7 protein-coding genes are annotated in these 8,291 nt (G+C 45.7%); 1 reads left to right on the top strand and 6 read right to left on the bottom strand.

The window, feature by feature from the left end:
- The 4 genes from MCG44_RS00365 to MCG44_RS00350 form a co-directional block, all read right to left on the bottom strand.
- Positions 1-684 (bottom strand): lactate racemase domain-containing protein (locus MCG44_RS00365; RefSeq protein WP_240286126.1); only part of this gene is annotated, 684 nt, incomplete at its 3' end.
- Positions 685-693: 9 nt separating this feature from the next.
- Complete coding sequence (locus MCG44_RS00360) at positions 694-1,944, bottom strand: phosphoglycerate kinase (protein WP_240286124.1); 1,251 nt, start codon at positions 1,942-1,944, stop codon at positions 694-696.
- Positions 1,945-1,977: 33 nt separating this feature from the next.
- The gene (locus tag MCG44_RS00355; protein ID WP_240286122.1) at positions 1,978-3,012 is read right to left on the bottom strand and encodes a type II glyceraldehyde-3-phosphate dehydrogenase; all 1,035 of its coding nucleotides are present in this window, start codon (positions 3,010-3,012) and stop codon (positions 1,978-1,980) included.
- Positions 3,013-3,473: 461 nt separating this feature from the next.
- Positions 3,474-4,895: an MFS transporter gene (locus MCG44_RS00350; protein ID WP_240286121.1), complete on the bottom strand. Its 1,422-nt coding sequence runs from the start codon at positions 4,893-4,895 to the stop codon at positions 3,474-3,476.
- Positions 4,896-5,197: 302 nt separating this feature from the next.
- Here MCG44_RS00350 and MCG44_RS00345 point away from each other — a divergent pair, with 302 nt between their 5' ends.
- The gene (locus MCG44_RS00345; protein ID WP_240286119.1) at positions 5,198-6,082 is read left to right on the top strand and encodes an AraC family transcriptional regulator; all 885 of its coding nucleotides are present in this window, start codon (positions 5,198-5,200) and stop codon (positions 6,080-6,082) included.
- Positions 6,083-6,160: 78 nt separating this feature from the next.
- Here MCG44_RS00345 and MCG44_RS00340 read toward each other — a convergent pair whose 3' ends face one another.
- Together MCG44_RS00340 and MCG44_RS00335 are read right to left on the bottom strand one after the other, a co-directional pair.
- On the bottom strand, positions 6,161-7,297 hold the full coding sequence (locus MCG44_RS00340) for a Gfo/Idh/MocA family protein (protein WP_240286117.1): 1,137 nt from the start codon (positions 7,295-7,297) through the stop codon (positions 6,161-6,163).
- Entirely contained in the window at positions 7,287-8,138 is an 852-nt protein-coding gene (locus MCG44_RS00335; RefSeq protein ID WP_240286115.1) for a sugar phosphate isomerase/epimerase family protein, read from the bottom strand. Before MCG44_RS00335 ends, MCG44_RS00340 begins: the two co-directional genes overlap by 11 nt.
- Positions 8,139-8,291 lie beyond the last annotated feature (153 nt).

Below are 8,291 nucleotides of genomic sequence, written 5' to 3'. Positions count from 1 at the left end.
ATAATCAATACCGCAGATCTGTCCGGCCTCCTCAATATCTTCACGAACCGGATTGCCTTCCAGTTTTCCTGCACAAGCCTCCGGTTTTACCATCTGACTGTGGTTGGACTGAATCGCATCACGGGTGGAAACGCCCGGCATGATAGCTTTAGCTCCCCCGCTGTACCCGGCAAAATAATGGTATTCGATATTACCCAGACAGATTCTTCTGTCCGCCTCTGCAACAACACGCACAACATCGACCGGGGTACCATGTGAAGTAGTTCCCATATGTACACAGTCTGTGGCATCACCGTCTATACAGGTGATTTCTTCATATGCACGCTCTCCAGCCAGTTTCTTCATCTCCTCCGGAGTATGCATTCTGTGGCTTCCAAGCGCAAATACCAGCGTAATATCCTCTTTTTTGATCCCCACATCATACAACGCATCCAAAAGTGGAGGCATCACAACATATGTGGGCATCGGACGTGTGATATCACTGGTAACAATCGCAATTTTCTCACCCGGTTTTACCACTTCGGAAAGAAGCGGGGCGCCAACAGGCTGAGAAAGTGCCCGACGCACTTCCTCTTCACCCATCAGTTCATGTTCAACCTGGTTTGCGTGCAGCACATCCATGACGTTCTCGTCCGGTAGCTCCACCGTCTGAACCGTAGTTCCAAAACCAAATTCTAACTTCATATTATTCTCCTAAGCAAATGTTTTTGCAGCATAGCGCAGCGCCTTTACAACCGGAAGTTCTTCTCCCGAAAGAAATCTGATCAATGCGCCTCCTGCCGTACAGATATAGGACATCTGATCTTTCAGATCATATTTCTCTGTGGCGGTTACGCTGTCGCCGCCGCCAATCAGAGTATAGCCCTCTGTTTTTGCCAGAGCTTCCCAAACCATTTTCGTCCCGTACTCGGTGATCTCTTCTTCAAAGATCCCCATGGGTCCGTTTACGCATACAGTCTTCGCACCGAGAATAATCTTCTGATACTCATCGGATGCTCTATGTCCGATATCCACAAGCCCTGCATGAGCCGGTATCGAACCAACACCTGCTTCTTTTCTTTCTCCGCCTTCTACGTAAGCGAGATCGCATGGAAGCACAATTTTATCTTTATACTGTTCATAAAGAGGTTTTGCTTTCTCGATCCAGTCCGCGTAGTTGGACTTTACGATAAAGTCCATACTGCCTTTACCGATTTCTTCACCTGCCGCTGCCAGCAGGATATTTGCCACGAGTCCGCCTGTCAGCACCTTGTCAGCAATCCCACGGCTGAGAACAGTCTCCATCATCATAAACGCATCAGAAATCTTCGCTCCGCCCAGCACAAACACGCATGGACGTTCCGGTGTTTCCATGACCTGGGAAACTGCACAGTATTCTTCCTCGAACAGCCTTCCCATTGCCGACGGCATTACCTGTTCAAAGCCGCACAGCGACGGCTGATCGCGATGTGCAGCTGCAAATGCATCGCACACATAGAGATCACCCAGAGGAGCAAGCTTGCGCACCATAAGGGTCTGCGCCTGCTCCTCATGAGACAGATTCAGTTTCAATTCAAACAACGTCTGTTCCTCCGAGACAAAACGAACGTTGTCCAGCAGAAGGATCTCTCCTTCCTGCAAATCGGCAATTGCTTTGCGGGCAGCCGGTCCGCATACGTCATCAATAAATTTGACCTGCTGACCTAATAGTTCGGTCAAAACCTTTGCATGAGGTTCCGTGGTATAAAAGTTTTTATACTCGATATCACTTCCCTGGTGAGCCATCAGTACAACTTTTGCACCCTTGTCCACCATCTCTTTAATTGTAGGAACGCAGGCCTTTATACGATTGATACTCTTCAGCGTATTGGTCTCTTTGTCGACCGGCTGGTTCATATCAACACGGCAGAGCACTGTCTTCCCTTTTAAATCATATTCATCTAATGTTTTTATTCCGAAACGCATTCAATTTTCCCCCGCAAATTCAAACTATTCTGATTAAAGGTTTTTAAAAGCACCGATGTTCAGGTATTTGTTTGTTTCTGCGGTACCTTCTTCACGTGTTGCCTGCATTCCGCATGCTGCACGGATACCATCCATTGTCTCCGGAATTGTTACAGATTCCTGCGGAATGTGGATTCCGAACATGATATCATTTCCAGTCTCTACGATACTGTCAGCCCACAGACCGATTTCATACATATCGCCTCTTGTGTGTCCGAGATCACGGGCATATTTGAAGAATGATGCATTACCCATAAATCCTTCTTCCAGTGTCACGACACGGATACGAGGATGTTTCTCGAATGCCTCCAGCGCCATCTCTTTTGTGATCTTTTCTTTACCTGTTGCCACAACAGTGATGAAATGTCCGTGAGTTACCGGTGTATGTACGAGGATACCTGTCGCATCAACGTGCGGCATGATCGTCATAAGGTCAACTGCCTGATGAGTAGGAGCTTTTTCTACCTGAAGCGCATTTGTCAGTCCACGGTTGTAATCGCCCGGGTCAGCAACACGGCGTACGATTGTGATCGCAACTTTCTCAATGCCGTATGCACGATCCAGACAGTCTACAGTACGGATCAGACCTGTTGTATTACAGGATGTCAGTTTCAGGTAATCTTTATTAACACCTTTTTCAAAGTTAGCATAACCATGGAAGAAAACGTCGGCAACATCATTTTTCTCGCCGCCCTGGAAAATAGCTTTTACACCTTTTGCAGCATAGATCTCTTTGTTTTTCGCTCCAACACCTGCCGGTGAAGAGTCAAGCATGATATCTACTTTGTCCACTAAATCATTAAAGCTTCCGGCTACCGGGATATTATATTTGTCGAAAGCTGCTTTGTCAGCACCATCAACCAGATATAAATCATAAGGCATACCTTTTTCTTTCAGTGCACGTACAGCTAATGTCGGCGCAAAATCTGCAACACCTACCAGCTCCATATCGCCCTGAAGTGCAACACCGTCAGCAAGACGCTGTCCGATGGTACCATAACCTGCTACTCCAACTTTAACTTTTCCCATTTTAAAAACTTCCTCCTTAAAATAATTTACAACAATATCCGTACTGTATTACCATCAAAACCCGGCGCAAATCCTAGCGCTTCACGCCTGTCCTCTATCTGATAATACTCCGATTTTCAATCGTTGTACGCTACTAATATTATATTCTGTCCCCCTTTCCATGTCAACACTTTATTTGGCTGAATTCCACAAGCAGCCATGCCGAAAAATGGTGAATTTTACTGCATGTTTTACAACATGCCAACAGTAACCATTTATAATTGTTTGTGACTTTTTTTGATTTTTTTTGCCCTTTTTTGATTTCTTTTCTATATAAGGAAAGGTCTGTCCGGCCAGACTCCTGACCTTGACAGACCTTTTCTACTTATTCCAATGTCTTAAACTGAATTACTTCATATGACAGCTTATGTAAAATGTGTTTCTTTCATATTATAACATCCCCGGGGAATGTTCTTTTCCTTCTAAATTCTCCCCTGCGCCTCCCGCTCAGCGAGCTCACTCATCATGCGGTTGTAGTTCTTATCGAGGCCGTAGAAGCATGCGATCACCAGCATAATAACCCATACGGCGATCGGCACATACAGATAGGCATTGGATATTGCCGCGTTGGCTGCTGCTCCCTGTACCGCCATCGTTCCATCATATCCGGCTTTCGCAAAATACATACCGAGTACGGCACTCGTGATTCCCGAGCCGAACTTCTGACCCACTGACATAGACGCAAACATAAGGCCTTCCACCCTTGCTCCCAGCTTCCATTGACCGTATTCGATAGCGTCACTCGGGAGTGAAAAGCTTACGCCATAAAAGAATGACATGCCAACGCCGCGCATTGCGGCAGTAATAATAGCAAGCGGCACACTCGTATAATTGCCAATAAAGATAAGCTGCCCGATAATCCCCAGTATGCAGCCGCCAACGATCAGATTTCTCTTTCCAAACCTTGGAAGCAGGACCGGCAGACACAGTATCACAATAACCATCGGAATCTTTTCTGCAAGCGAGATCGGCATTACCAGATCAACATTTCCAAGAATGTACTGACAGTAATAGGTGAGATCTGTCCCTATTATGATCTGATAAACGGTATAGAACAGCATCAATCCCAGTGAAATCAGGAAATAGCGGTTCTTCACCAGAAGCTTCAGCGCCCTGCCCGCAGATATCTTGTCATCCGTCTTTTCTGAAATGCGTACACGCTCACGCGTGCTCGAAAATGTGTTAAACAAGATCAAAACTGACAATACTGCATACGCTGCGGTTACCAGAATCCACGCCATCTGCTCATTCCCGGTCAGGGCGGCCACTTTGTTGATCAGCGGCAGTGTCAGAGCTGTGATGATCATGCTTCCCGTGATGGACAGTGCCATACGGATATTGCAGATAGTCTCGCGCTCATTTCGATTTCTGGTCATATTGGAACCAAGTGTATGGAACGGCTGACTGATTCCCGTGTAAATCACGGTATTCATCAGGTTATAAGTCAGAAAAATGTAAATCGTCTGACCAACAACACCCACAGGGGGCACTGTAAACAGCAGAACTGCCATCACCGCATACGGAACAGCAAGTCTGAGGATCCAGATCCTGGCTTTACCGTATTCAGAATGCGTGCGGTCGATAATCATACCCATGATAAAATCCGAAAAACCATCAAATATACGCGAAATCAGCATGATAATACCGACAATTCCGGCAGAAATCCCAATGACATTTGTGTAATAATAAATCAATAACGTTGTAGTCAACGTGTATACTATAGTTAATGCAGGGTCTCCAAAGCAGAAAGACAGTTTTTCTTTCCATGAAACCTCTGCGTATTCATCATCCTCATTTGCTAAATGTTTTTTTCCAAAACCCACTTTCATCATATCTCTCTTCATAATAATTCTCCTCAACCTTTTGAGGCATATGCCCTCTTTCCTACAAACGTCATATGATTTACGCTATTCAGTTTTAAAAATCAAGGTAACTGTTCATGACTACAGGTCATGCAAGAAGATAAGCCGTCCTGAATAGTTACCAATTCAGATTATGAAATAAGTTCCTCCTTTTTTTACAACATACGACACTATTCTAAATCAAACAGTTTCAACATGCAACATAAAATTATGATATTTTTTCTGGATTTTACAAATCCAATACTATATAATGACCATATAAGACACAGAAAGGATGGAACGTCATGATACAATGTTTTGCAAAAAATTCTTTTACACCTTCATTCAAAGACGGGAAAATGCCGCGCCTTCTGTCGGCCAGCCATATTACCATCGGTTTCAGTCAGCACTCCCGGATTCTGCACAATCACAAAGACAGACTGGAACTTCTGTTCATCAGAACAGGATCGGGGTCTTACGTTGTGGACGATGAATATTATGACGTAAAAGCAGGCAATATCATCATTTGCAATGCCGGTGTCCTGCACGACGAAGTCCCTCAGTATAATCGTGAACTTTCCATGCTCTCTATAGCCATTGACAACCTGCAGCTGGAAGGACTTCCTGAAAATCATCTGATTTCAGCAGATATCAAACCCGTCCTGAAAGTCGAGAAACATTTCGTCCTCATGGATGCAATCTTCCAGACAATTTTTGACTCCGTCGCTTTCGACAGTGAGGAACAGCAGGAAACGAATCAGTACTTGACACAGGCGCTTCTTTCCCTGTTGATCTATGCATTCAAACAGTACGGACAGCCAAATACCGAGCATTCAAAAGAAGATCCTCTGCTAAAGGACATTAAACAGTATATTGATGAAAACTATTCTGAAGACCTGACACTCCAGAAGATCAGTGACCAGTTCTTTATCAGCCCGTCTTATCTGTCACACCTGTTCAAACGGAAACTGGGCTATTCCCCGATTCATTATATCGTGAGGCGCCGGATCGGAGAGGCACAGTCGCTGCTGATCATGTCACAGAAATCAATTACAGAGATCGCGTCCATGGTTGGTTTTGACAACTTAAGTCACTTTAATGTTCAATTCAAAAAATATGTAGGACTTTCACCGCTGTCTTACCGAAAAAAATACACTCTGCGGGACCCATCAGATGAGTTGTCTGATTAGGATGCGGTACATAAGCAGGGGACAGCCGGCCCATTATCCGGCCCCTGTCCCCCGTTTTAATCTTTCACTCATGTCGCTTCACAGCTCTACCCAGACATTTCCGTTTGCATTGCTTTCTAAGCAAGCGTCCACAAAACGCACGCCCTGAATACCATACTCAATATCGGGATACGTATACTGCCTGCCCGATGCCCCGTTTTTACGCGCGATGACGTCCTTGCAGAACAATTCATAAATATTTCCAAATGCTTCATAGTAGCCTTCCGGGTGTCCTGCCGGCAGATGAGACATAGACAGGCTCTCACCGGCATTATAGTCCCGGTTCATCGTCAGATACTGCACAGGCTCCCCAAGGCGTGCCAGCTTCAGCAGGCCAGCTTTCCCATGATACCATTCCAGGCTTCCTTCTGTTCCATAGATACGGATTCTCACATCTGCATCATGTCCCACAGCCACAATGGATGACCAGAGACTTCCGGAAGCTCCGTTACTCAGCTGCAGCATTACATTGCTGTTCGTCTCAAGAGGAAGTCCATCCACCGTATAATCAAATCTCGCGAGTACTTTTCTGATTTCCAGTCCGGTCGCCGCGTGCAGCAACGCCTCCAGATGCGTACCGATATCCACAGTACAAAGAGAACCGTTCGCACGTTCCGGGTCGATTCTCCACATCTTTTTCCTGGCTTCCTCATCCCGCAGATTTAAAAGCAGCCAGTCCTGTGGATACTCCGTTGTGACATATACGATTTCACCAATTTTTCCCGAATCAATGATTTCCCGTGCCTGATGAACCATAGCATAACCAAAGTAGGAATACGTCACCCCGAAGCAAAGATTTCTTTCCCTGGCGATCCGCTGCAGATCTTTGGCCTGCTCCACCGTCGAAGTCACCGGTTTATCACAGATCACATGAATTCCGTGCTCTAAAAAGGTTTTTGCAATCACATAATGCGTATCATTTGGTGTTGTGACGGAAACAAAGTCAATGCCGTCTTCCCTCTCCGCCTCCCCTTCCGCCATTTCTACATAGTTTGCATACACACGTGTCTTGTCCGGCACACCCCACTGCTCTGCCGCCTCCCTGTTTTTCTCCGGGTTTCTTGTAAAACAGCCGCACGTCAGATCCGCGTATCCGCCCAGAAAGGCTCCTCTTCTGTGTACATCACCGATAAAGGCTCCATTACCGCCACCGATCATTCCATAATTAAGCTTCATAGTTAATCCCCCCCGCCCAGCTGTTTCTTATCGAATGTTTCAAGACCGTAATATCCTCACGCAACAGCTCAAATGGATTTCCCGCATTTAAACGCAGCGGAAGCTGATCATAATAATTCTCCAGCAGGATATAGCCCGTATAATCATTCAGCCCAAGCCACTTCATGGTTTCATCGAATCCCGAATCCCCCTTACCCAGTATCATACCGCTCATGGCATTCAATCCGTCTTTTACATGCAGCTGATCGCACATATACGGATACAGTTCATTCAGGATATCCGTCTGACGGTATCCACGAAACAGATGGTAATTCTGACTGTCATAGTAAAGATAAAAGTTATCCCGCTTCACACATTCATAAAATGTTTTAAATTCCTCCGGGTTCATCAGATTTTCACTCGCGACGCCGATCCCATATTCGCCTGCAGTATCACATAAGTACCGAAAAGCCGCCGCACTGTGTTCCATATCTTCTTCTGTCTTCACTTCACTTTTTCCAAATCCCGGTACCTGAATGATCCGAACGCCGAGTACGCTCGCCGTAACGACAGCACGCCTCAGCAAATCCCACACAATATCATACTCCCTGGTGCCTTTACGCGCATGCATTGGAATATGATCAAAATCATTCAACGCGATCGCACAGTATTCAATACCATATCTTTGTTGTTCTTCCAGGTAGATTTTTTGCATTTCAGGCTGTGTCAGCGGATAATCATTTTCATATAATCCGATTCGCAAAGACAATGCCTCCAGCCCAACGGAGGCAGCAATTGCAGCGGCATACAGCCCCGCACCCGGAAGTCCCCAGTCACATGCTCCAATTTTAATCTGCTTCATAATGTAATCCCCGCTCCGCCGCCAACCCGGCGGCATTCTTTGTAATGTTTTTCGATGCGTTTATCATTCAGAATGGTTGTCAATACTATTTTAACTGAAAATTTCCAGGGGAGTTAGATAAATCGTGCCATATTTTTGCGGATATTTCAGCGT

Source organism: Lawsonibacter sp. OA9 (assembly GCF_022440585.1).
Note: the sequence above shows the minus strand (reverse complement) of the source record. Positions and strands in the feature narration are given on the sequence as shown.